This window comes from Spirosoma gilvum, from assembly GCF_054776815.1.
Genome location: NZ_BAAHBH010000004.1, coordinates 644696 through 669688, shown reverse-complemented (window position 1 = coordinate 669688; position 24993 = coordinate 644696). Strand labels below are relative to the sequence as shown.

Sequence of the window (24993 nt, the reverse complement as noted above, 5' to 3'; positions counted from 1 at the left end):
TGCTGAACAGTGACCAGACTTTTACCAAATTATCGGCCCATATAGACAAGTAATATGGAAACGTCGGATGGACTTACTCCGCTTATTCGCGACGCTTGACCTATAGTCGATGGACGTAATCGTTTCAATTTTTCCCGACCTTCAAAGGATAAGGCTTTTAACCGATCATAGTCGAACGTGGGGTTGATCGATAGATTCTCCCACTTGTCCAATTTTTCAGCGTTCTGTTTCTCTCGGTTAAGGTAGTCCTCGTACTTGATTTCAATAACGGTTTGTTCAATCACCTCCTCCCCTACCCTACTGGGTAAGTCTGGCACGAGCTGTAATAAGTGATTTACATCGGTTAATTCGATCTCCGGACGTTTCAACAACGTGTATAAACTGCTTTTCTCCTTTAAAGTTGAGCTTCCCTTCGACTCTAACCAACTATTGATTTCTTCGGGTTTTAGCTTAGTAGCCCGAATCGCTTCGGTTAAGTTTGCTGTTTCTGTTCGCTTTTTTACCATTGCGTCATACCGTTCCTGTGAGGCTAAACCAATGGCGTATCCTTTTTCAGTAAGACGCAAATCGGCGTTATCCTGCCGTAGTAGCGTTCGGTATTCGGCGCGGGACGTAAACATTCGATACGGTTCTTCGGTACCTTTTGTGATCAAATCGTCTATCAATACTCCAATATATCCTTCCGATCGTTTGATGGTAAACTCTTCTGCCTCGACTGCATTTCGGTGTGCATTTATTCCTGCCATCAGGCCCTGGCAGGCTGCTTCTTCGTATCCAGTTGTCCCATTAATCTGTCCTGCGAAGAAAAGATTTTTGACCAATTGTGTTTCCAGAGTTGGTTTCAATTGCGTTGGCGGGAAGAAATCGTATTCGACAGCATAGCCTGGACGGAACATCCGTACATTCTCAAAACCCGGTATTTTTCGTAATGCGTTGTACTGTACATCTTCCGGCAGTGAGGTCGAAAACCCATTCACATACACTTCTACAGTATCCCAACCCTCCGGCTCAACAAAAATCTGATGTCTATCTTTATCGGCAAATCGATTGATCTTATCTTCAACTGATGGGCAATATCGGGGTCCCAATCCTTTGATTCGACCTGTAAACATGGGCGATTTTTCAAAGCCTATTTTCAGTTCATCATGAACATTCTGGTTGGTGTAAGTAATCCAGCAACTGCGTTGCTTTGTCAAAGTTGGGGTTTCTGTATAGGAGAATTTGCCCGGCTTCTCGTCGCCAAGCTGCTCTTCCATACTATCATAATTCAAGCTTCGGCCATCTACTCGTGGTGGCGTACCGGTTTTCATTCTCCCCGATTCGAATCCTAAAGTGACTAGTTGTTCGGTCAAACCTGTGGCGGCCCGTTCAGCTGTTCGTCCACCTCCAAATACTTTTTCACCAATAAACATGCGGCCATTCAGAAATGTACCATTAGTCAGCACAACTGCTTTTGCCTGGAATTCGATGCCCAAACTTGTTTTTATACCCACAACCATCCCATCTTTGACAATAACTTCGTTTACAGTGTCCTGCCAAAAATCAATGTTTTTATTATTCTCTAATGCTTTTCGCCACTCCCAGGCAAATAAATTTCGGTCACTTTGACAGCGCGGACTCCACATAGCTGGCCCTTTAGAGCGATTCAGCATCCTAAATTGGATCATACTTTTATCGCTGATAATTCCAGATAAGCCACCCAGCGCATCAACTTCGCGAACAATTTGTCCTTTAGCTACTCCTCCCATGGCTGGGTTACAGGACATTTGTGCGATAGTTTGCATATTCATTGTAATAAGCAAAACGCGCGAACCCATGGTTGCAGCTGCACTTGCTGCCTCACACCCTGCATGGCCCGCTCCTACTACAATGACATCGTAAGAAGAATACATCTTGAATAGTTTTTGAAAAATGTTTCACGTGGAAACTTTTCACAAAATTGATGAAAGTTGACTGAAAGATAAAACTTGATATACGGGCAACAAAAAACCGCTGACCTTTGTGCCAAGTCAGCGGTTTTAAATGTGTAAGAAGTAAACTACTTACTTACTTTTTGCAAATATTGATTAGCTTCCTTTTTATAAAATAGATTATAATTAGGGGTAACAGAGCGTAAAACTTCAACTTGCTTCGTTTTATTCTGAAGATTAGTGGAGTCAAAAAAAGCAGGTGTGCTTCGTTTAGCTAACTTCGCTGCCTCTGACTGACGTTTAGGATCTTCTTCCTGTTGCTTTAAAGCTTTCTCAGATTCAAGCAGACGAACGAGAATTTCTTGTTGACGATTAATCAAATTCTGATTCACACGCTTATTAACCAGGTCAGTTTCTGACTCATCCATCTTCTCCATTAATTCTTTAATCTGCTTTTCCTGCTGTTTTCCAGCTTCTGTTCCTTTCGCATTTTCTTCGAGCTTTTTCAACATTTGACGGATCATCGCTTGCTCGGCAGCCATTTGTGAAAGCTCTTCAGAGAGACCTCTACCTGTTTTTCCACCTTTCTGAAGCTGCTGCATTTTACCATTCAGTTGTTGCTGCATCTCACCCACACCACTCGGATTTTGGCCTTTCTTTCCGCCTTTTCCTTTTCCAGGCATGGCCATTGCATTCATTTGTTGCTGCATATTTTTCAGCACATCGCTCAGCATAAGAGCCAAATTATTGATCGAAGTCATGGCAAATTGTTGCTTAGAAGAAGCCATACTCAACCGACGCTCGCGCAATTGTTGGACACTTTCGTCCATGTACCCCTTCATGTTGGTCAACTCACGCGTTACAAAGGATTGAATCTGAACGACCCGACTGGCCAATGCATTAAGGCTGTCTTCAATGATTTTGGCATCGTCCTGAAGTTTTAATTGCTCCTGTGAAAGCTTTGTAACACGTGGGTCCTGAAGGCTCATACCCCGGAAATCTTTCATTACACGCTCCTGTCCGAAAGACAACGTGATGAGGTTATCCAGAATATTTCGAAGGTCATCCATATTTTCCTGCATCTCCTGCATCTCGGCAGACTGCATAGATTCCTTCATGGCCTTACTCATAGCCCGCATGGATTTTGCTGATTTCTGTTGCTTGGAGGCCGCCTGTTTACCCTGATTGTCCTTCATGTTTTTGGAAGCATCCTCCATGTCTTTCTCAATCTCCTTCTGCTCATTTTCCGACGATTCAGGCTTGGAAAGATCTTCTTTTTCAGCTTGCTTTTCAAGCTCTTTTAACTGCTCCTCCGTGTTTTTGAAATCCTCCTGAGACTTCTCCTGTTGCTTTTGCTGATCTTCAGACGTTTCATTTTTCTTGGCATTTTCCTGTGCCTGCTTCTCTAAATTCTCAGCCTGCTTTTCTAGATTTTCAGCAATGTTATTCACTTTTTGTTCAAGCTGCATTTGCTTGAAAAGCTTTAAAGCACGGTCCAGGTCACGTTCCATATTGCGCTCTTTGCGGCTAAGTTTGTCAAGCAGGTCAGAGGCTTTTTCATCTTGTTTGCGCTCCAGCAATTGCTTCAGTTGTTCGTACAATTGCTTGGATTCTGGATCAAGAAGTTCATTGAAAAGTTTTTTAAGCTGCTCCAATTTATCCTGCATTGCCTGATTCTGCTGGGCAAAACGCTGCTGGGTATCGTTGGTTTTTTGAAACTGTTCCTGAAGCTTTTGAATCTCTTTGAGCAGTTCTTCTCTCTTCTGGAGGATATCCTGAAGTTGTTTTTTATCCTGAAAATCGGAAGATTTTTTAGTGCGCATCCGATCTTCCATCTGGTTCAACTCATTCTTTATAGCCTGCGTTTTACTGAGTGCATTATCAATTTGCTGCTCCGTTTTCTCAGCCGATTTGTCAACCTGCTTTTGTATTTCAGCATTCGATGGGATAACAAAGTTGAGTTGGTTTGATCGGCTTGACTTTGGTCCATTCACCCCATCGTTGTCCCATACCTGAACATAATACTCCAAGCGATCTTCCTGACCAAGCTTAAGACTATCGAGCGACCAGTTATATACAAAGTTTTGCGAAGTGGTCGAATGATTGACCGGAATGTCTTTGACATATAATGGGGACGACTGATTCCCGTGAATAATCTTGTAATTCAGCTTCAATTTCGAGAAGCCATAATCATCAGAAACCAGACCTGAAAGCGCTATATAATTGTATGTGACTGTGTCCTGAAGCCGGTCGACTGAAATTTGCGGATAGCGGTCGGGTATGACTTGTACATTATATTGAATCGTAGACGGAGCAGCAACCTGACCATTTTTTAGTGAGACAGTATAGACAGCATTTTGCATCAATCGTCGATTCAAAACAAATGTATTATCGTCTACAAGTTTAGCCGGTGTCGGTTTAGGGTCAGTGTTGAAACGCAACAAAAGCGAGTCAGTGTGGTCAGCAGCAAACTCCCAATTAACCACTGTTCCCTGGGGAACCAGCAAGTTTCCAACATTGGATAATTGCTCGGTTGGTTTATTCAGATAAGCAGGGTAATCGAGTCGGACATTGAAGGACAATACCGCAGGACGATCGATCAGTGTGACTTTATAAGCCGATGAGTTGAACCCTGCAGCCTCCAGATGAAAATCTAAATCACGCTGTAGATTATCAAAGTTGTACGTAAACTTATCCCCAGATTGGTCAAGCTTAAATCGGGTTCCATTTGCAACCACATATACTGCCTGTGGAAGTGCATCACCTGTAAGCTTTACCGTGAGTGGAAAGTCTTCATTGCGGAAGGCTTTCATCGATTTGTTTTGAACCACAAATTGAAAGGGAGCTTCCTCAACAAAGTCTTTATCATAATTCACCAGACGCGTCGATGACTTCGTAAAGAAGGTAGGATTGACCACTAGAATTAACAGAATTAAAGCTAGTGGAGGAATCGCATATTTCAAGAACTCGCGATTCTTACTGATCTGAATTGCATTGGCAAAACGATTTATTAATAACTGTTGCGAGCGTTGGTTCAAACTGGCCTGAAGCAAATCACTCTGGTCGGAAGAGATACGTTGTAGTTGAAGCGTATTCAGAAGCTTATCCCCTACCTCAGGAAAAAAGGTACCGATCTGACGAGCTGCTTCATCATTGGACAACGGTCTGTTGAGACCGTATAAACTCATTAATGGTCGGACGATGAAAAAATATAAGCCAGCCACAGCAGTCAAAAGAAAGCTAAAGAACAATATGCCTCTTCCCGTTGAACTGAAACGGCCAATAAATTCTGCTGTATTGACAAACAGATAGCCACTGCCGATGAGTGCAATAAAAAACAAACTGCCTTTCACCAACTGGTTCTGGAAGTAGCGTTTCTTATACTCATCAATGCGTTGCAGCAACGTTGTGTAAGCGGCTGATGATTGCATAAAAATTCAGGTTGAGCAGTTAAACAAATAAGGTTTCGAAATAGTGAATTACGTGCTGCTTTAAGAAATTCTCCTGCGTCAACAGGTCACCGGGTGGAATAGGCTTTGCCAGTGTCCATTGAGGCCATCCATCCTTATCGTAGCCATCAAGTGTGTAGTACCCCGATAGACTTAATACTCGACAAACAGCAATATGCATTAAGTCCTGTTTTGCTTCCTTAGAGAAACGTTTTGGGCCTGTTCCTAACTCTTGTACACCAATTAAAAATAATACCGCATTGAGATCGGCTGGACGCTTCCCAACAACCTGACTTAATTGGTCAAGTAACTCTTCCCACTCTTTATCTATACTTTTTTCCTCGTTGGCGCCCATAGGATTATTCTTCTCTCTAAATTACAATGTTTTACAATTATTTAACGATGGTTTGTAATGTTTCGATTTATTCGCCCTGTACTTACTGATTTTGTTGATCTGCTTTTTCCACAATTGTGTTTAGGATGCAATAACCCGCTGGGATTCAGCGAAAAAGTACTGTGTACGCATTGTCGAATAAATTTGCCCGAAACAGGACAGCATCGTGAACCATACGACCAAAATCTCCTCAATAAGTTTGCCGGAAAAGTGCCCGTTCAATTTTTAGCATCTTACATGTACTTTAATAAAGGAGGCATTGTTCAAAAATTAATTCATGGAATTAAATACAAAGGGCATAAAGAGGCTGCTAAAGAAATAGCAGGTTGGTATGGACATCAATTGAAATCAGAAAGTACAATAGGTGAAACTATAGACGTAATTCTTGGCGTTCCGTTGCACAAAAGTCGATTACAGCAACGAGGTTATAATCAAGCTGATTGGATTGCCGATGGACTGGCCGAATCACTTACTATTCCATTTCGCACAGATGTGCTTGTTCGTCAGCGATTCAAGTCCTCTCAAACGCATAAAAATCGCTTAGAACGTTGGGAAAATGTAAAAACGGTATTCAGAGTGATTTACCCTGATGCGATTAAAGGAAAGCATGTTTTAGTGGTCGATGATGTCCTGACTACTGGCGCCACACTCGAAGCATGTGCAATTGAACTTTTGAATGCTGGCTGTACGGCTGTAAGTGTTCTGACGCTGGCAACTGCTGGCAAATAAGCTCTGATACACCTTGCTCTATTGCCTCATTTTGACAACAAAAAACGGCCATCCATTTCTGAATGACCGTTTTTTTAATTAAGAGTATGTTTTCTATTTGTTCCGACCAACACCGATCATTGCGCAGCGGAAACCAATCATAGCCGTTGCTGAATCCTGATCCAGGAAACGACGGGTACCTGGTGATAACCAGTAAGCTACATCGTTCCATGAACCGCCTTTATACACACGCAGTTTATCATCGATCAACGACTGCTTATTCTTGGTATCATAGTTTTTGGCATCATCCACATAGCCATTCCGACGAACTGGGTTCAGGTCGTTTACATCCTGATATGACAGCGGACGGTATACATCCATTACCCATTCATTCACGTTGCCAGCCATGTTATACAGACCGAAATCGTTGGCAGGATACGCGTAAATTTCAGCTGTGATAATAGCTCCGTCATTTGAGCGTCCTGCTATACCGGCATAGTCACCCCGACCACGCTTGAAGTTCGCCAGCATTTGCCCTTGTTTCCGGCCTTTTTTCGGGTTTCGAACCGAAGAACCGTCCCAGGGATATATCCGCTGATTAATTTGATTCTCGTCCATGTATTGCGTCCCTATGAGAGCCTTGGCTGCGTATTCCCATTCTGCTTCCGTTGGCAGACGATAATCTGGCAAAATTGTGCCACTTTCCAGGCTTGGTTTAGCTGGTGCGGCCGTTGTTGCTTCTGCTAGTGCAGCATCATCGGCTTTTTTCGATTTCCGTTTCAGCGAAAAACCTCCCCCCTTTTGCTTAACACTACCTCTAGCAAGTTCATTATTGACTGCATTCGACCGCCAGATTGCATAATCGTTTGCCTGTACCCACGAGACACCCACAACAGGATAATACCGAAAGGCTGGATACCGCAGATATTGAGTTACATACGAGTCGTTGAAGGACAAGGGATTTGACCAAACAGTTGTATCGGGCAAAGCCGCTTTTACTACTTCCTCCGACGAATCGCGAGTGATCGCGTTCAGATATTCGAGGTAGTGTACGTTAGCCATTTCCGTTTCGTCCATATAGAACGATTGGATTGAAACCGTCCGTTCGCGGTTGTCCCGAGTATTCATTACATCTTCTTCGAGGGCACCCATCGTAAACCGACCACCCTCAATAAAGACCAGGTTTGGACCCGCCTTTTGGCCTGCAAATTTCTTTACCTGAAAACCATCTTTCTGATTGTAAGCAATTCCCGTCGCCGTACTCTTCTTACCGGGTTGCACACTGGTCGGGTGCTTGGGCTTACAGGATGCCAGGGCCGCCGTTGCCAGCAGCACATAAGCCGCTCGTTGCAGGTGATACTTTTGAATCATTGCTCTATTTGTGTAAAAACGTAGGTGCAAAAATAAGATAAAAGCTGTAAGACATTCGTTGTAAGACGCTTGAGTACCGAGTATAGGTATACTTTTAACTCAAAATCTTACTTCTTATGCCATTTAATTTGTCATTGCGCCTAAAATTTCATCCAACTGCTCTACTGAGAAAACATCAGTATGGGTAAAAATTGGCCGTCCCTTCGACTCTTTTAATGAACATTTGGTTGGGTTTCGCTTGATATACTCAATTACCTTGCCAAATTGGTTGGACTGGAAGAAGTCGTCGTTCCCGTTAGAAACGAAGTACCCTTTCAGGATATTATTCTTAATCGTCAGTTTTTCAAGGTATAATTGCTCTGCTTTCCAGCGAACATTAACCATTTTAATCAGATTATTGACTTCTTCCGGCATTGGCCCGAACCGGTCGATAATTTCTTGTCGGAATGCCTGAAGCTCTTCATCGTTTTGTAAGCTATCTAGCCGAGTATATAACGCCAGTCGTTCCGATATATTGGACACATATCTTTCTGGAATTACCACCTGCAAGTCAGTTTCTATGACTGTATCCGGCAGTGAAAGTTTTAAGTCACCGGGCTTTGTTTCAAACAGGTCTTTAAACTCATTCTCACGCAGTTCCTGAACGGCTTCATCCAGTATTTTGTGATACATTTCGAAACCGAGATCATTGATAAAGCCACTTTGTTCAGCACCCAGCAAGTTGCCTGCTCCGCGAATATCAAGATCCCGCATGGCAATTTTAAAGCCTTCACCCAGGTCCGAAAAATCTTCTAAAGTCTGGAGTCGTTTGCGGGCATCGGCTGTTAACACTGATGGCGGAGGTGTTAGTAGATAACAAAATGCCTTTCGGTTCGAACGCCCCACTCTACCCCGCATCTGATGCAAATCCGATAAGCCAAAGTAGTGTGCATTGTTGATTAGAATCGTATTAGCGTTTGGAATATCTAAACCCGATTCGATGATATTGGTTGACACCAGCACATCATAGTCGCCTTCAATGAATCGCGTCATGATCCGTTCCAGACGGTCGCCTTCCATTTGACCATGCGCGACACCTACCCGTGCATCAGGCACTAGCCGCATAATAAGGTTACCAATGGATTCAATGTCGTTAACCCGATTATGAACGAAGAACACTTGTCCACCTCGTCTAATTTCATAGCTGACAGCGTCACGAATGACGGCTTCATTATATGGATGAACTTCAGTAGTAACCGGCTGACGATTGGGCGGTGGAGTTGCGATGACCGATAAGTCACGAGCACCCATGAGCGAAAAATGGAGTGTTCTAGGAATCGGAGTTGCTGTCAGTGTCAATACATCGACCTCAACCCGCATTTCTTTCAAACGATCTTTAGTTTTTACACCGAATTTTTGCTCCTCATCAATTACCAGCAGCCCTAAGTCCTTGAATTTGATGTTTTTATTAACAATTCGATGGGTACCAATCAGAATGCCAATCTCGCCCGAAGCCACACCTTTTACAATTTCCTTGATCTGACCGGCCGATCTGAAACGGTTGATGTAATCGATTTTGACGGGAAAATCAGCCATACGTTCCGAAAACGTTTTGAAGTGCTGCATAGCCAGGATGGTCGTTGGCACCAATATAGCTACCTGTTTATTGTCTGATACAGCTTTAAATGCGGCTCTTATGGCCACTTCCGTTTTGCCAAAGCCCACATCACCGCAAATCAATCGGTCCATGGGATGCGGGCGTTCCATATCGTCTTTTACATCGTTGGTCGCTTTCGCCTGATCGGGTGTATCTTCATACAGGAACGATGATTCAAGTTCTGCCTGTAAGAAACTATCGCGACTGTAAGCATATCCTGGAGCTGTCCGACGCTTGGCATACAGCGCAATCAATTCTCGGGCAATATCCTTAACCTGCTTCCGAATTCGTGATTTTTTCTGTTCCCACTCCTGCGACCCCAGTTTACTCATCACCGGTGGCCCACCTTCTCTACCACTGTACTTTGATATCTTATGCAGACTATGAATACTGACTAGCAGAATATCATTGTCGCGGTAGATCAGCCGAATGGCTTCCTGCTCGTTACCGGCATGATCTACTTTCTCCAAACCGGCGAAGCGACCAATGCCATGATCGACGTGGGTCACATAATCACCGGGCTGTAGTGTTTTAAGCTCACGTAATGTAAGCGCTTTTGATTTTGAGAACTTATCCTGTACGCGGTACTTATAATATCGATCAAAGATCTGGTGATCGGTGAAGCAGGCAATTTTCAGGACATCGTCGATATAGCCCTCTCGGAGCCCAATATTCATAGGCTGAAACTTCACAAACGGGTCCAGCTCTTCGAAGATTGTTCGCAAACGGTCCAACTGTTTGAACGATTCAGCGGCAATCACATTGGTAAACCCTTTTGCCTGATTATCGGCCAGCGTGTCGATCAGACGTTTGAAATCCTTGTTAAATGATGGCTGTGGCTTTGATGTATACTGTTGTCGGCCTTCAGTTTTAAAGTAAAATTTGCGGCCAAATTCAACAGTGCGAAAGCGTTTCAATTCATTCAGAAACGACCTACGTGTTTCGAACAACTCATTTGGGTCCGATACGACCTGAATACCACCGCTACCGGCTACAACTGAAGCGAAGCTCTGTTCTGCTTTCTCGTAATTGTTCTCAATTATTTCAAGCGTAAATTCAACGTCCTTTGCCCAAACGGTTGTATCAGCCGGCAAAAAATCAAAAAATGGCTCTCGCGTCTCTTGAATCAGCTTTGTCTGAATGTTTGGGATAATGTTGATAAAGTCAACTGGGTCGGTCGAAAGCTGAGATTCTGGGTTAAATTTCCGAATGCTTTCTACTTCATCATCGAACAAATCGATTCGATACGGATACTCGCTGGCAAATGAAAACACATCAATGATTCCCCCACGAACTGAAAACTGACCCGCTTCGTAGACGAAATCGGTTTTTTCAAATTCATACGTTTGAAGTAGTTCGGCAACGAAATGAGTATCGAGCTTCTCCCCTACCCGAATTGTCAACGTATTCGCCTGAAGTGAACGTTTGTTGATCACTTTTTCAGACAGTGCTTCTGGATACGTTACTAGCACGATTCCGCCCTTAGGAGCGGGGTTCAGCTTATTCAATACTTCCGCCCGCATCAGCACATTGGCATTCTCGATTTCTTCGTATTGATACGGCTTTTTATACGACATTGGAAATAACAAAACTTCCCGACTGAGTAGGTTCTGTAAGTCGTTAAAGAAATAAGCGGTCTCATCGCGGTCGGTTAAAATAAACAGGTGATTCCCGCCAACCGATTTGTAAATCGCCGAGGCTAAGACAGCATCCAGGCTACCCGCCAGACCTTTGATTTGTAGCCGCTGAGGCTCGTTAGTCGTTTTGTGGCTGAAGGGTTCGGCCAGTAATTTTATGAAACTATCGTCGGTATATAGACCGAGTAATTCTTCTGGTTTCAAGCGAATACAGGTTGTATGTCAAACACGAAAAGCCGCTGGAAGAAAAATTCCGGCGGCATAGTTAGGTAACAGCAGGTTCGGGAAATTTGTTGCGTTTTGGCTTTATTTCAATTTGGATAATTCCAAGTAATCAATTCCTTCCTTATCCAGCAGTTTTCGGATACGTTGACTATCTTCAAAGACCAGGACAATCTCCTTTTTCTCGTCCTGTTCATCCTCTATCCATTTCCAATCTTCGGCAGTTGCATCCATTATACTCAGTAAATTTCCCAATTTGGCTGGGTCTCGTTCTTTGCTGATGAGGTCTGCTGTATGAGTGAAATAAAGTACGATCCGCTCATCGTCCAACCACTGCAAGTCATTCAGCGAATCGTTTAAATGTTCAAGCGAAAATCCGAAGTCTGGAATCTCTAACAGGTCGGCTAGCTCTTCATAAAACTGACGGAGCGTTAAGGCATTTTTACCGTCTATATGAGCGATGAAATCGTTTGCAAACCGAGCTTCTAACTCCTGTTCGGATTGGCTAATCAGGACATTTGGTGTCATGACTTTTTACAAAATAGAGGTGATAAGTAAAGTGATAATTGTTTCACGTGAAACTTGATTATCAGTAACTTGTAACATTATGTAACCAGTTTTTTGCTGGTTACTTACGTGTTTTTAGTAAATTGCTAAAGAAAAAGTGCAATTACTATGCCAATAAAAAACCCTTCTAATTGAAGGGTTTTTCGTGGAAATTAGTTCAGTGAAAATAGAGGTATTCGAGCGGCTACCATATTGTGAAACATCAACTCGGTGATCATGGGTGTCATGTATTTTATCAGCGGAAATTCAGAGATGGATTCCATGACTTCTAACTCAGAGTCGGCTTTAAAAATACACCAGAGCTTTTGCCGATCAATCGAAAGTGAGTACGACAAGAGGAAGCCCTTTTCCATAAGTTCTTCCACTTTGAGCCGCTGGGCGGGAATCCGATTTTGGAAACCTTCATCCATCACAGGCGGAAGATCAAACTCTACCATATATTGGCTCATAGGCAACAGGTGTTAAGTACTGGCTGGAGGTTCTTCTCCGGCTATAAGCAAATTAACAATCTTTAATTCATCTTCGTTAATTGAGTGCGGAAAATTTGTATATAATTTAGTCGTGACCTTTGCTCCCATTCCACGAAACACAGCGTCTGACTCCAAGACTCGTTCTTTCGGTATGTGCGAATCGACATCACTACAGCCCAAGAAAATCGGCGTGTTCATCAACGAACCTTCATACTGTCGGGGTGTTTCAGGAGGGCCAATCAGACCACCACTTAATCCGAAAACACCACCATATTCAGAAGCGTTCCGAGCCACAAATTCGAGTGCCAGACAGGCTCCCTGTGAAAAGCCTAGCCAATAGATCTGAGGTAGCTTGAAGTTGAAATCAGATTGCAGTCGACCCCGTAGGCTGGCCAGCACTTCTAATGCTGATGACAGATAAGGTTCGTTGGCTTGGATAGGACTTAAGAACGAGTAAGGATACCAGGTATTCCCCTGAGCTTCCGGTGCGATAAAGGCAAAATCTTTATCCTGAATGTATTGCGAAAGGGATAATATATCTCGTGCCGAGCCTCCACGGCCGTGTACCAAAACCATTACTTTCGACGCTTCTTCCAGGGGCACACCAGCGGTACGGATGTTATTAGGATTATGTAGCATTATATCGTTCGCTATAGGTTTCAGGATTAGTGTTTCAAGTTTGAGTTGGATAACTTGAAACACTAATCCTGAAACAAATTATCTGACAGTTATCTCTGGCAATTCAGTAATGAGTTTTGCCCGACGAGCTTCGTATTGTGGAGGCAGTTTAAGTCCAGTACCTAATTCCGAAACAGGCTCATCGACGGCAAATCCAGGAGGATTGGTAGCCACTTCAAACAGAATACCACCCGGCTCGCGGAAGTAAATACTATGGAAGTAATTTCGATCCTGAACGGGCGTAACATGATAACCAGCCTCGGCCAATTGTTGTTGAATGATTAACTGGGTTTCGTCCGTATTGGTCGAGAAAGCCACGTGGTGAACCGAGCCCGCACCCTGTAAAGCGTGAACGTCTTTGGGCGAATGCAGAACGTCTACATAATTTCCGGGACCACCCTCACCAGCTTTAAACCGGAATCGACCCTCCTCCTCTCCTATTAATGTATGTTGCATCAGATCGGTTAATAATGTTATGGTTCGGTCGGTTCTTAATTCATTCAGGGTAACGGTATAAAAACCTCGGATGGCATACTCAGCCGGGATACGGCCATTGTCCCAACCCGGCCGTTTATCGTCATCATTGAAGACCAGTTCAATGCCCATACCGTCGAAATCTTCAAACCGGAGGTACGTTTCGGTGAAACGTTTATAAGGACCAGCATACGGAATGTTTCGTTCATGCAGGCGATCCATCCAGAAACTCATCGATGCGGTCGGAGCCGAGAAAGCGGTGTACGTTAATTGGCCTACACCCTTCCGGCCACGTGGTATTTGACCATAGGGAAAGAATGTCAGAATGGTGCCTGGCGAACCTGTCTCATTACCATAATATAAATGGTACACATCAGGAGCATCGAAGTTGACCGTTTTTTTGACCAGCCGCAGTCCAAGAATATCTGTGTAGTAATCGACATTGCGTTGCGTATCGCCAGCTAAGGTGGTTACGTGGTGAAGGCCATTGATGAGCGTTTCCATACGTCTGAAAAATGAGTTAGAGGGTGAAATTGATTAAATTCAGTTTAAATGTATCGACATTTAATGTATATACAATTAATTTTTGCAAATTGTTCCAAAAAAAATGCCCAGATGTAGCGATCTGGACATTGGTTGTAAAGGAAACAAAAGAAGACTACTCGTGAAGAAACGGATAATCTTTTTGCATGTATACATCTTTGAAGGCTTCTTCAGCGGGAGGATAAGGAGACTCTTCCGCAAATTTTACCGATTCATCAACAATTCCTTTTATCTTCTGATCAATAGCGGCAAGCTCTTCTTCGGTAGCAAGGCCTTTCTCCAGAATTGCAGCTTTAACCTGCTCAATTGGATCTCGCTGCTTATACTCTTCAACTTCGTCTTTAGACCGATATTTCTGAGGATCTGACATGGAGTGTCCCCGATACCGATAGGTACGGAATTCGAGGAAGGTAGGACCTTCGCCAGCACGGGCCCGCTCAGCAGCGCGACTAACGGCTTCGTGTACGGCTTCAACACTCATGGCATCAACAGGCTCAGCCGGCATATCATACGCTTCTGCCAATGTATACAGGTCTGTCACGTTGGATGTACGAGCTACCGAGGTACCCATCGCATAGCCGTTATTTTCAACGACGAAGATGACTGGGATTTTCCAGAGCATGGCCATGTTGAACGCTTCGTGCAAAGCACCCTGCCGAACAGCGCCATCGCCCATGAAGGTGATGCAGAGGTTTTTGGTCTTATTATATTTCTCAGCGAAACCGATGCCAGCACCCATTGGAATCTGCGCGCCAACAATACCATGTCCACCCACAAAATTGACCGACTTATCGAAGATGTGCATCGAACCGCCTTTGCCCTTCGAAGAACCGGTCTGCTTGGCAAATAACTCAGCCATGATCGCTTTAGGATCGGAACCCAGCGCCAGTGGGATACCATGGTCACGATAAGCGGTTATCCATTTGTCGTCTTTTGTTAAGGCAGTATAGGAACCTGACGAGCAGGCTTCCTGACCAATATATAGATGACAGAAGCCCCGGATTTTCTGCTGACCGTAGAGTTGCCCGGCTTTCTCCTCGAATTTCCGTTGCAACTGCATCGACTCATACCAGTACATATACCGCTCTTTCGGATGCTGCATTTTTGCGGCTGCCGGAGCCTGACCATTTTTGTTGGGTTTTCCCGACGGGGTTTTCTCTTTGACGCTTGCCATGAGGAGTATGTTCGATAAAATTGACAATCGCTGGTGATTGATAATTTCAAACAGCCAGCCAATGCCAACTGAATAGAGAGTCTGTTTCTACAACAAACCGACTGTATCTTTGTTGCCAATACAATTGCTCATTCGGATTGGTAATCTAATTAAGCAATTGACAGCCGCGAAATTACGCATTATCGCGTTATGCGCTACATCTATGTACCTCGAAAAACTGAGCCTTACCAATTTTAAAAATTACGAAGACGCCCGATATTCATTTGGGCAACAGGTAAATGTGATCGTAGGGCCAAATGGAAGCGGTAAAACCAATCTGTTGGATGCTATTTATTTTCTGGCACTAAGCAAAAGTGCTTTCCAGAACCAGGATGCATTCAGCATTCTTCACGATGAAGATTACTTCATAATCGATGGAATTTTCGAAGAACATGAGCATGGCGGCCATCCGGTTCGGGTTCAGATTACGATTAGCGTACAGCGAGGGCAGCGTAAAGTGCTGATGGCCGACAAAAAGCCGTATGAACGCTTTAGTGAACACATAGGCCGATTCCCCGTAGTGCTGATTGCCCCCAACGATACGGATTTGGTGCGTGAGCATAGCGAAGAACGGCGGCAGTTTTTCGATGGTGTACTTTCTCAGATGGATGCTGATTACTTACAGAATTATTTAATGTATCAGCAAATTCTGAAACAGCGTAATAGTTTGCTCAAACTGTTTGCCGAGCGAAACCAGGTCGACAATGATATGTTGGATACCTACGATTACCCGCTGCTCGATTTGGGACAAAAAATACATGATCGCCGAAAACAGTTTGTCGACGAATTCATGCCTGGGTTTCGGGAGCATTATGCGTACCTGAGTGATGGTCGTGAAGAGGTATCGATTGTATATGAATCGGAAGTGAGCAACCCAGGCTTTGCAGAAGAATTTCGTCATTTTCGTCGGCGAGACACCGTTTTGCAACGAACAACAATGGGCATTCATAAAGACGACTATATCTTTCTGATCGATAACGGCACCGGGCAATCAGTCCCCCTGAAGAAATTTGGCTCGCAAGGGCAGCAGAAAACATTTGTAATTGCGCTGAAACTGGCCCAGTTCGATTCACTCGAAGAAGAAAAAAAGGTTAAGCCCATTTTACTGCTGGATGACATCTTCGATAAACTGGACGACCGACGTATAGGTAAGCTGATTCAGCAGATGGATGAAGGGGCATTTGGACAGATCTTCGTCACAGATGCTCGCCCGGAGCGTACGCGCGAACTCCTAAACAGGGTTCAGGCCGATGTACGTTTCTTCGAGATTGGGCAGGGCAGAATAGGCGTCTAATCTACCAAAAAGTTATAAAAAGCCCCACATTTAGCTTTGTTATTGCCTCTAACGCAAAAGCTGGTACCAATCTACCCGTCCGAGTTTGTCGAAACCTGCCGGAGTTCGTCGGTAAATTCGGTTGTTTCACTCCCCTTTTTAGGCCGTTCATCATATAGAATAAACATATTCTGGAAACCACGAACTATATTTGAGTTTCCAAAGTTCATCTAGCAAAAGTTCTATTTTTTGATGAAACAAAGGATCCTGGCAGAGGCAGAACGGCTCTTCTGGCGGTACGGTATTCGATCCGTAACAATGGAGGATATAGCAAAACAATTAGGGATTTCAAAAAAGACAATCTACCAGCATTTTACGGATAAAGAGCAGATTTTATCGCAGGTTATTCAGGATAAATTTGGTAGAGATCACTCCGAAATAGCATGTCTGGCAATTGAAGCCGAAAACCCGGTAGCAGAGATTATGAACGTTTTGGCGATGATTCAAAAAAACGCCGATAAAGTGAGTCCTAATCTACTAATTGACATGAAACGGCATTACCCTCAAGCTTTTGCGCTTTTCAAACAGTACAAAGAGGGTGAAGTCTTACGCTCTATTCTTGAAAATATTCAAAAAGGTATTGAACAAGGCCTATACCGATCCGATCTTAATCCCGGTATTTTAGCCCGTTTACGAGTCGAGCAAATAGAATTAGCTTTCAACAATGATATATTTCCAACAGATCAGTATACTATGCAACAAATTCAGTACGAACTCATGCATCATTTTGTACGGGGAATGTTGACAGAAAAAGGCTTCACCATTTATAATCAATATGTTAATCAGTACAATCATGAGGTTCAATAATATACGAACGGCCATGGCAATCTGGCTGCTCACGTTGGTGGGTTCTGGAACATTGCTAGCCCAAACCAAACAGGATTTCTCACTGAATGAAGCCATTCAGTTCGCCATTCAAAACAACATCAACATCAAGAATGCCGGCCTGGATGCCCTAAGCTCCGAAGCCCGTATTCAGGAAGTACGTGGAGTAGCGTTACCGCAGATCAGTGTCGCGGGGTCTCTTTCAGACAACCTGATTATTCAGCGGGTTTTCTTACCGGCGCAGTTCGGTAATCCTAATGCGCCTGCCGATGCTCCTCCAATTGCGGTTCAATTTGGGGTTAACTATTCGAGCAATTTGACGGGTACCCTTAACCAACTATTGTTCGATGCATCGTATCGGCTAGGGTTAAAAGCGGCTGAGACGTATCGGCAGTTGTCTCAAAAAAACATTACAGCCTCGAAAATTACAGTAGCTGAGCAGGTTGCGAAAGCCTACTATGGTGTATTGGTCAATGAGCAACAAATAAAACTGCTTGACTTAAATATAGCCCGGGTAGATACCCTGTATCAAAATACAGTGGGACTTAACAAGCAGGGATTTGCCGAAAAGATTGATGTGAGTCGACTGGAAGTACAGGTAAATAACCTAAAAGCCGAGCGACAAAATGTCAAGAATCTGGTCGACTTAAGTTATTACCTACTTAAGTTTCAGATGGGTCTGGGTATCAATGATAATATCACACTGACTGAGCAAATTCAGGACATCGACCTGGATGCCCTGGATCGTGAAAATCTGAAGGCTGCGACTGAGTTTGATTATAATCAACGCATTGAGTTCTCAACGCTCCAGTCGCAGATTCAACTGGCTGATCTGGATTTGCAAAACATCGCCAAGCAGTACTACCCCCGGTTAACAGCCTTTATTAACTATGGCTACAATACAGGACGTAATAGCTTTGGCGATTTATTTGTATCGCCCTGGTTCAACTCATCCATAGTAGGTATCAACCTATCGGTTCCTGTTTTTGATGGATTTCAGAAGAAGTACCAGGCACAGCAGAAACGATTTACGCTACAGAAAGCGCAGAACAGTGCTCAGTTGCTAAAAAACTCGATCGACCTACAGATTCGTCAGGCAAGTATTACGCTTGGAAATAGCTTACAAACCTTACGTACTCAAAAGCGGAACGTTGATCTGGCGCAGGAAGTAGCGCGGGTAGCCAAGATCAAATATCAGGAAGGTGTGGGTTCGAACATTGAAGTACTGGATGCAGAGAACTCCTATCGTCAGGCGCAGACCAACTACTTTGCCTCGCTTTACAACTTCCTGCAAACTAAAGTCGACGCCGACAAAGCCAGCGGTAAGCTCTATACAGGACAATAATTTTTAATGAATACTATAAAATGATAATGGATAATGAAGCATGTACCGATGAGTAATGATCTGAAATGAAGAGCATTAGTCATTTTATACGCTGCATTATTCAGTTCACAAACACTATGAAACCATACTACTTAATTGCCTTAGTGAGCTTATTAGCCGCCTGCTCACAGGAAAAAAAATCTGACTTGCAAAGCAAACGTGATGAACTAACCGAGTTGAAATCACAACAGGCTGAGCTAACTACTAAGATTAAAGGTCTGGAAACAGAGTTAGCCAAACTTGACCCCAACAAGCAGGAAGATGTTCGGGTAAAAGATGTAACAGTAGCTCCTGTAGCCGCTACGACATTTCGGCACTTTGTAGAATTGCAAGGCACTATCGATGCGAAGAACAATGTGCAGGTATCGCCAAAATCGGGTGGCGTTATTACCGCTGTTTATGTGAAAGAAGGTGATAATGTGCGGGCCGGACAGCCTATTGCCAAGGTCGATGATGAACTGCTGCGTGAGTCGATAGCCGAACTTAAAACGCAACTCACACTGGCTAATACGATGTACGAAAAACAGGCGAACCTCTGGAAGCAGCAAATCGGCACCGAGATGCAATACCTACAGGCGAAGACCAATAAGGAATCGCTTGAGCGCCGATTGGCAACGCTTAATGCACAGATAAATCAATCAACGGTTACGGCGCCTATTTCAGGCGTTGTTGATCAGGTGGTTGTGAAAGTAGGCCAATCAGCAATGCCTGGCGTAGGTCTGGTACGTGTTGTCAATCTATCGCAATTGAAAGTGGTCGCGAAAGTATCGGATACCTATTCGGGAAGTGTTCGGAAAGGGGATGGCGTACAGATTGAGTTTCCGGACCTGAACCGCACCCTAAATTCGACGATCTCATTTGTATCGACTACGGTAGATCCGTCCAGCCGTACGTTCTTGATTGAAGCACCCCTACCTTCTGACAACGCATTGAAGCCGAATATGCTGGCTCGTGTCAAGATCAACGATAAGACACAGGCTAAAGCCATTGTTATTAATCAAAATCTAATTCAGGATACAGAAAATGGACAATTGGTTTATGTAGCTGTGAACGAAGGTGGAAAGAAGATGGCAAAAGCGAAGACGGTAAAAACGGGGCAATCGTACGGAGGCCAGATTGAGGTGACGCAAGGGTTACAGGCGGGCGATCAGATCGTTACGGCTGGCTATCAGGATTTGGTTGATGGACAACTAATCAGTTTTTAGTCATGAATCGGCACTCGTTGTCATAGATTGTCATTTATCGATAACGAGATAGAGACAATTGTATGCCAATCAATGCCAATCAATGACCATTAATGACCACGATGTATGAAATTAGAACATTATAAAACCCTCGGATTTACCAACTGGTGCGTTGAAAACCGGACGGCTATTTACATCTTCACTTTCCTGATTACGTTGGGTGGGCTGTATGTTTACAATAACATGCCGAAAGAGCAGTTTCCAGATATCAAAATCCCACAGGTCTACATCAATACGGTGTATGTAGGAACCGCTCCTGCCGATATTGAAAATACTATCAATAAACAGATTGAGAAGCAATTGAAGTCCGTTTCGGGTGTGAAGCGGATTAAATCGAATGCCTTACAGGACGTTTCGGTTATTCTGGTCGAATTTAACCCAGATGTTGAATCGGCTGAAGCATTACAACGTGTTCGGGATGCGATCGACAAAGCCAAACCCGACTTGCCACAAAAGCTGGATGCGGGCCCAACGGCGCAGGATGTTGATATTTCGGAAATGCCCATTATGAATATTAATATGGCGGGTAATTTCTCTCTGAAGCAACTGAAGGAATATGCCGAGGATTTACAGGATGTGATTGAAGGGATGCCCGAAATCCGTCGTGTCGATATCGTTGGTGCCTTAACTCGTGAAATTCAGATCAACGTCGATTTACCCCGGATGCAGTCGGCTGGCCTGGCTTTTACGGATATTCAACAGGCTATTCAGGGCGAAAATATCAACGTGTCGGGTGGTGAACTCAACGTGGATGGTGTTCGTCGGACGGTGCGCGTAAAAGGTGAATTTACGGATGTGTCGCAGCTTCAAAACCTGCAAATTCGGACGGCGACCGGTGCTACGGTTCGGCTGGGCGACATTGCCGATGTTCGGGATAACTTTGAAGAACAACTGGATTTCGCTCGCCTGAACAATAAGTCGGTCGTGACACTGAACGTGATCAAACGGGCAGGTGCGAACCTGATTTCAGCAGCCGACCGGATTGAACATACGATTAAAGAGTACGAAGAATCTCACTTTCCACCAGGTCTAAGCGTGAAAATCACGGCCGACCAGTCGGAGCGTACCCGCGAGAGTGTGAACGACCTGGTCAATACCGTTGTACTAGGATTCATTTTCGTGGTACTCGTTCTGATGTTCTTCATGGGTGTTCGCGATGCCATTTTCGTAGGCTTGTCGGTACCCCTATCGGCGCTGGTAGCCTTTATGATGATGCCAGTTCTGGGGCCAATTGTAGGTACGTCGTTCACATTGAACATCATGGTACTCTTTGCCTTCCTTCTGGGCTTAGGACTTGTGGTAGATGATGCCATTGTGGTAATTGAAAACGCTCACCGGCTCTTTAATCAGCATAAAGAATGGAACATCAGACAGGCTGTGAAAGCCGCTGCTGGTGAGGTATTTGGGCCTGTACTGTCGGGTACCATGACCACGATTGCTCCGTTCTTTCCGCTTCTGTTCTGGCCAGGTATTGTAGGTGAGTTCATGAAATTTCTGCCGCTCACACTTATTCTGACCCTGTTTGCGTCGTTGTTTGTGGCTTATGTGATTAACCCGGTGTTTGCCGTTACATTCATGAAACGGCATGACGAAAGCGGTCATGACGAAAAACCAACGTTTCAGCAGATTAAGCGCCCAGTGCTGATTTTGGCTGTCCTGGCGGGAATAGGTTATGTGATCGATCGGGGTATTGGAAACCTATTTGTTCTGTTCCTGATTCTGTACGTCTTCAACCACTTCGTTCTGACACCGAAACTGATTGTGCCGTTCCAGGAGAACTTGCTTCCCAGGCTGAAGCATGGCTATCGTAGTCTGATTTCCTGGATTTTGCATGGCTGGCGCCCGGTATTTGCCATCTTAGCCGGATTTGGTTTACTGATTGTGACGTTTATTATTGTCGGTATTGCCAAACCCAAAGTGCTGTTTTTCCCCAGCGGTGAGCCAGATTATATTTACGTCTACAACGTAATGCCGGTAGGAACCGATGCCCGGGTAACGGATTCTGTAACGAAAGTTATTGAGAAGCGTGTATTTAAAATCCTTGATGAGAACAAGGCAACGGATATTGTCAACTCAGTTATTTCGAACGTTGGTAAAAATGCTGGCGACCCACAGAATCCCGATCGGTCGGCAACGCCCCATAAGTCTAAAGTAACCGTTGCGTTTGTACCGAATGAATTCCGACACGGTATCTCGACCGATTCGTTGCTGGCAAAAGTTCGTTCGGCCATGCGCGGATTGCCGGGTAGTGAAATCTCGGTTGAACGAGAGTCTAACGGTCCGCCAACAGGTAAGCCAATTGCCGTTGAAATTGCGGGTGAGGAATTCAATGAGCTGAAAAAGCTGGAAAAGCAGGTTAAACAGGCTATTGCGAAAGCAGGTATTAAAGGGATCGACCAGTTGAAGTCGGATCTGATTACAAATAAACCTGAAATCGTCATTGATATCGACCGCGAAAAAGCCGAACGCGAAGGGATTTCGTCAGGACAGATTGCCATGGCGATTCGGACAGCTCTGTTTGGGCTGGAAGTATCGAAATTCCGCGATGCCAAAGATGAGTACCCAATTATGGTACGTCTTAAACAGGACGATCGTAGCCAGATTGATCGGCTACTAAGCCTGAATATCGTGTATCGGGATATGGTAATGGGAGGTCAATTACGGCAGGTACCGATCACGTCGGTAGCAAATATCAGCTACTCGACTACGTTTAGCCAGATTAACCGGAAGAATCAGGAACGAGTCGTAACCCTTAGTTCAGATGTAGTTCCGGGCTATAATGCCAATCAGATTGTAGCGCAGATTCAGCAGGTTGTAAACCAGATGGAAGTACCCAATGGCTATACCGTGAAAATGGGCGGTGAACAGGAAGACCAACAGGAATCGATGAACTTCCTGAGTGCTGCCTTCCTGATCGCTTTGCTGCTCATTTACTTAATCATGTCGACCCAGTTTAACTCGGTCGTTAAGCCGCTGATTATCTTCGTTACTATCCTGTTTTCGCTGATTGGGGTGCTGCTTGGTTTCGTAGTCTTCAATAAAGAGTTCTCCATTATCATGTCGGGGGTTGGTATTATTGCCCTGGCAGGTATTGTGGTGAAAAACGGTATCCTGCTGATCGAGTTCATTGAAGAGTTGCGCGGACGGGGTATTCCCTTGCGCGAAGCCATCATAGAAGCGGGTGGTATCCGTCTTACACCTGTATTGCTGACAGCCTCAGCGGCTGTGTTAGGGCTGATTCCCCTAGCCTTCGGTATCACTGTCGATTTCGTCGGTTTATTCCGCGATTTTGATCCTCACCTGATCATTGGTGGCGACAGTTCGGTATTCTGGAACATTCTGGCCTGGACCATCATCTTTGGTCTGACCTTCTCCACCGTGCTGACACTTGTGATCGTACCGTGTATGTATTGGATCAATGAACGGATTCGGATGAAGTGGTTTGGTAAAAAAGATCCGGCTCTTGAGCCTGAAGAAGAACCACAAGAAGAATTAGTATAACGATTAAAGTAGTAGGTATCAATGTCAACGGGTTTTACTCGTTGACATTGTTTTTTAGATCCAACTCTAATGGAAAAAAGGGTAATGAAAAGTCTGGCTAATTATCCATCAATCTTGATTTTGACAGTAGCAATGCTGGCAGCGTGCTCGAATAAGAAAAACGCAACCGACACGTTGGCGAACCCACCAACTTACCGATTGATTCCAGCGAAAAAAGCCCTGTTCAATTCATTTGTCGACTGTAACATGGCCGAAGTCTGGGTTGGCGATACGTTTCGGATTTTTCCAGGTAAATATGGCGAAGATCCTCTATGGGGTAATGCCCGCGATTTGAAATACGCCGACGGACGTCACGCCGAAGAAGCATTCGCGAGTAAAGCGATCGATTTTCATGAGCCCATAATGCCAAAAAATGCACCCGTGAACGCACCAGGTTTGCACGGTGCCGTTTGGTTCGAGACGGTGTATCAGGATGTAAAAGATCAGTCGGGCCGAACGTTGTATGCTGTTTATCATAACGAAAACTACCCTGCTACCTTACCGTATAATTCATCCACTGGCGAAGGCTATAAAGCCGAAAAGTGGCCGCAGGGAATAACGGGTCCAACATCGCCAGCCGCCGTTTGCCGTATCGGTATTATGAAATCGACAGATGGTGGAAAATCGTGGGAGAACAAGGGCATATTTATCGAAGACCTGCAAGCTCGGATGATTCTGAAGCCGCATAATACATCGAAAACCTTTGCCGGTGGCGTGGGCGACCCGTCGGCCGTGGCTAGTGGCGACTACCTATACCTTTTCTACGGGGAATATGGTTATCCGGGGCAGTATGGAGAAAAAGGCTATGATCCTCGAAAAGAATGGAGTGGACAGTGCATTAGCATGGCTCGAATCCGGCTAAGTGACCTTGACAATCCGGTTGGTAAAGCTCGTCGGTGGGATGGTAAAGGCTTCAATGCGCCCTACAACGGTGTAGGTACTCCAGTTGCTTCCTTACAGATTCCGATGGATTCAGGGGGAGGGCCCGCTGCTGGCGCAGCAGCGGGGTTTCACTGGGGACCATCAGTTAGCTGGAATACCTACCTGAATAGCTGGGTCATGCTGATGGCAAAGGCAACGGGACCATCATGGGCTGGGAGTAGTATTTATATTTCATTCAACCCGAACAAAGATTTGGGCGAAAAACTTCAATCGCAAGCCTGGACAAAGCCAACGTTACTGCTTGATAAGCCGGGCTATTTTCTTTGGTATCCGTCGCTCCAACCCATGAATACTCCCGAAGACATTAAAAACAAAAACACCTGCTTACGGCTAGGTCAGCGCGCCAGGTTATTCATCAAGAATATTAAACCCGAAAAAAGTGAGTATATGTCGGAGCATATCATTGAATTTCAGAAAGGTGAGTAGTTGCATTTAAAACTTTACGAATGTTCA

At 44.6% G+C, this 24993-nt stretch carries 17 protein-coding genes; 7 read left to right on the top strand and 10 right to left on the bottom strand.

Annotation, left to right across the window (positions count from 1 at the left end; translation table 11 throughout):
* Positions 1-29: 29 nt before the first annotated feature.
* From mnmG to ACYVFD_RS14130, 3 genes are all read right to left on the bottom strand, one after another.
* Complete coding sequence (gene mnmG, locus ACYVFD_RS14140; RefSeq protein WP_461090807.1) at positions 30-1892, bottom strand: tRNA uridine-5-carboxymethylaminomethyl(34) synthesis enzyme MnmG; 1863 nt, start codon at positions 1890-1892, stop codon at positions 30-32.
* Positions 1893-2038: 146 nt separating this feature from the next.
* Positions 2039-5341 carry a DUF4175 family protein gene (locus ACYVFD_RS14135; protein ID WP_461090806.1) on the bottom strand — a complete coding sequence of 1101 codons (3303 nt, stop codon included), beginning with the start codon at positions 5339-5341 and terminating at the stop codon, positions 2039-2041.
* A gap of 19 nt (positions 5342-5360) precedes the next feature.
* A complete protein-coding gene (locus ACYVFD_RS14130; protein WP_461090804.1) occupies positions 5361-5714 on the bottom strand; it encodes a hypothetical protein in 354 nt (117 codons plus the stop codon).
* A 57-nt stretch (positions 5715-5771) separates the two neighbouring features.
* Between ACYVFD_RS14130 and ACYVFD_RS14125 the strand changes: the two genes are divergently transcribed.
* On the top strand, positions 5772-6482 hold the full coding sequence (locus ACYVFD_RS14125; protein ID WP_461090803.1) for a ComF family protein: 711 nt from the start codon (positions 5772-5774) through the stop codon (positions 6480-6482).
* A gap of 93 nt (positions 6483-6575) precedes the next feature.
* Here ACYVFD_RS14125 and gldJ read toward each other — a convergent pair whose 3' ends face one another.
* The 7 genes from gldJ to pdhA form a co-directional block, all read right to left on the bottom strand.
* On the bottom strand, positions 6576-7832 hold the full coding sequence (gene gldJ, locus ACYVFD_RS14120; protein WP_461090802.1) for a gliding motility lipoprotein GldJ: 1257 nt from the start codon (positions 7830-7832) through the stop codon (positions 6576-6578).
* Positions 7833-7955: 123 nt separating this feature from the next.
* Complete coding sequence (mfd, locus tag ACYVFD_RS14115) at positions 7956-11309, bottom strand: transcription-repair coupling factor (RefSeq protein ID WP_461090801.1); 3354 nt, start codon at positions 11307-11309, stop codon at positions 7956-7958.
* A gap of 102 nt (positions 11310-11411) precedes the next feature.
* Positions 11412-11855, bottom strand: a complete 444-nt coding sequence (locus tag ACYVFD_RS14110) for a barstar family protein (RefSeq protein ID WP_461090800.1) — start codon at positions 11853-11855, stop codon at positions 11412-11414.
* Positions 11856-12046: 191 nt separating this feature from the next.
* Positions 12047-12343 carry a muconolactone Delta-isomerase family protein gene (locus ACYVFD_RS14105; protein ID WP_080059700.1) on the bottom strand — a complete coding sequence of 99 codons (297 nt, stop codon included), beginning with the start codon at positions 12341-12343 and terminating at the stop codon, positions 12047-12049.
* Between the two features lie 12 nt (positions 12344-12355).
* Positions 12356-13003, bottom strand: coding sequence for an alpha/beta hydrolase (locus ACYVFD_RS14100; protein WP_461090799.1), 648 nt, complete (start codon positions 13001-13003; stop codon positions 12356-12358).
* Between the two features lie 78 nt (positions 13004-13081).
* Positions 13082-14020 carry a ring-cleaving dioxygenase gene (locus ACYVFD_RS14095; protein WP_461090798.1) on the bottom strand — a complete coding sequence of 313 codons (939 nt, stop codon included), beginning with the start codon at positions 14018-14020 and terminating at the stop codon, positions 13082-13084.
* Between the two features lie 154 nt (positions 14021-14174).
* Positions 14175-15233, bottom strand: a complete 1059-nt coding sequence (gene pdhA, locus ACYVFD_RS14090; protein ID WP_461090797.1) for a pyruvate dehydrogenase (acetyl-transferring) E1 component subunit alpha — start codon at positions 15231-15233, stop codon at positions 14175-14177.
* 202 nt (positions 15234-15435) lie between these two features.
* On the opposite strand from pdhA, the gene recF reads away from it, so the two are divergent.
* From recF to ACYVFD_RS14060, 6 genes are all read left to right on the top strand, one after another.
* A complete protein-coding gene (recF, locus tag ACYVFD_RS14085; RefSeq protein ID WP_461090820.1) occupies positions 15436-16566 on the top strand; it encodes a DNA replication/repair protein RecF in 1131 nt (376 codons plus the stop codon).
* Positions 16567-16797: 231 nt separating this feature from the next.
* Entirely contained in the window at positions 16798-17412 is a 615-nt protein-coding gene (locus tag ACYVFD_RS14080) for a TetR/AcrR family transcriptional regulator (RefSeq protein ID WP_461090795.1), read from the top strand.
* Positions 17399-18775 carry a TolC family protein gene (locus ACYVFD_RS14075; protein WP_461090794.1) on the top strand — a complete coding sequence of 459 codons (1377 nt, stop codon included), beginning with the start codon at positions 17399-17401 and terminating at the stop codon, positions 18773-18775. The genes ACYVFD_RS14080 and ACYVFD_RS14075 overlap by 14 nt, the downstream gene beginning before the upstream one ends.
* A gap of 116 nt (positions 18776-18891) precedes the next feature.
* Positions 18892-20019: an efflux RND transporter periplasmic adaptor subunit gene (locus ACYVFD_RS14070; protein ID WP_461090793.1), complete on the top strand. Its 1128-nt coding sequence runs from the start codon at positions 18892-18894 to the stop codon at positions 20017-20019.
* Positions 20020-20124: 105 nt separating this feature from the next.
* Positions 20125-23559, top strand: a complete 3435-nt coding sequence (locus tag ACYVFD_RS14065; protein ID WP_461090791.1) for an efflux RND transporter permease subunit — start codon at positions 20125-20127, stop codon at positions 23557-23559.
* Between the two features lie 69 nt (positions 23560-23628).
* Entirely contained in the window at positions 23629-24966 is a 1338-nt protein-coding gene (locus ACYVFD_RS14060; RefSeq protein ID WP_461090790.1) for a hypothetical protein, read from the top strand.
* Positions 24967-24993 lie beyond the last annotated feature (27 nt).